This window comes from Nitrospinota bacterium, assembly GCA_009873635.1.
Lineage (GTDB): Bacteria > Nitrospinota > Nitrospinia > Nitrospinales > VA-1 > LS-NOB.
Genome location: WAHY01000004.1, coordinates 1 through 1743 on the forward strand (window position 1 = coordinate 1; position 1743 = coordinate 1743).

Here is a 1743-nt window from a genome sequence, read left to right on the forward strand (position 1 = left end):
TTCAGGAGGAGAAGGACGAACTTTTAAAGACCCTGCCAAGAAGAAAAGTCAGCTTCAGGCATCATGAAAGTCCTTCAGACGGATACGGAATCCATAAAGTTGAATTCAAACTGCATAAACTTGCAGGTAGTATGGATAGAAAAAGCCTGTATTCGCTGAATTGGAAGTTCGGTAAAAAATCCAGTTGGATTCATAAAGGTGTGACGCTGAAACAACTTCAGGATTTGGAAAAAACCTGGATTGAAAAAGCCGAAGAAAATAGCTGGATTGTACCCAAGGCCAGATTTGGACTTTTTCCCGCTCAATCTGATGGTGATGAGGTCATTATTTATGATCCGGAAAATCGTGAAAAAGAACGTGCCAGGCTCCAGTTTGATGTCTGTATCGGTAAAGGGCGAAAAGATGTCTTTTCTGTGGGTCAGTATTTTCATACAAAGGACTCTGGGCAGTGGGATGTGGTTGGATTGCAGATTTCGACCGCTGGTGACAGGGTCGAAACGGGTATTGAAGAATTTAAATCTCAACATGACAGCGAGTCGGCATTATATCTTCAAGGGCTCAGCGATCGAGTCGCTGAAGACCTGGCAGAATACATTCATCATTTGCTTCATCAACGGACGGGAATGAAAAAGGACAATAAGGGGCAACGCTACAGCCCGGGGTATCCGGCAATAACAGATCTGACTCATAATCGTGTTATCTGGGAACTGCTTGGGGCTGAGGATATTGGGGTGTCCCTGACCTCCGGGAATGAGTTTTATCCCCCAAGCACGACAGCAGCTGTGGTCTGTTTTCATAAGGATGCGGGATATAGTTGATCCACTGGGCGTGGGGCCAACTAGCAATATATTTTATTGCTGTCAAAGGGTTAGCTCGGCTTGAAATGCTAATGCTGATTGCTTCCCTTGCCAAAGGGCGTGGGGCCGAACGCGTTATCTTGTCGAGCATGGCAAATAGACCTCTCGGTTGTTTATTGTTTGTTGATAAATCTGTTTCCAACGAGCGTATCCCAGCACAACTCCCAGTTCAAAATGAGGTTTAGTCCACTTAATGTTCAACCGATAAGAAAACCATTGCGCAATAAGGATTAGACCTCCTGAAAGATTGTGCGACGCAAAGATAAACCCTTTAAAAAAAAGACTTTTTGGCTTACGGAACCGGTAGAAATAAACCCTTTATATAATTGACATCATTTGTTAGGATAATGGGGAGGTTTACCCGAATAAAAACAAGGGATGTTGCCCTGCACATTTTTATCTGCAGGACTCTTTTCAGATTATAAATCCGCTATTTTGAGGCAAATTGAATCATGTTTAAACGATTCACAGAAAGGGCTCGGAGGGTCATAATTCTTGCTCGCGAGGAAGCTGAACTCTACCGCCACGAATATCTAGGTACAGAACATATTTTGCAGGGAGTGATTAAAGATGGTGGGGGTATTGCTGTCGCCATAGTTCAAAAAAGCGGAGTAGATCTGACTCAATTAAAAAAAGAGTTGGAAAAAAACCTGCCTCGCAGTTCGAACTCTTTGATCATAGGTGATATTCCTTTCACATCAAGAGCAAAGAAAGTTTTGGAATTTGCGGTGGAGGAAGCACGTTCCTTAAACCACAATTATATTGGCACGGAGCATCTTCTCTTAGGGCTTTTGAAGGAGAAAGAGGGTGTTGCTTGCAGGGTTCTGAATAGTTTTGGAATGTTCTTTGATGATGTCCGCGAAAAAATTGTGGAAATGTTCAAAGA

2 protein-coding genes are annotated in these 1743 nt (G+C 43.1%); both read left to right on the forward strand.

The genetic code is table 11. From position 1 onward, the window contains the following. Positions 1-818: 5-methyltetrahydrofolate--homocysteine methyltransferase (locus F3741_03700; protein MZG29906.1), on the forward strand; the 818-nt coding region annotated here is incomplete at its 5' end. Positions 819-1309: 491 nt separating this feature from the next. Continuing rightward, on the forward strand, positions 1310-1743 hold a 434-nt coding region (locus F3741_03705; GenBank protein ID MZG29907.1), incomplete at its 3' end, for an ATP-dependent Clp protease ATP-binding subunit ClpC.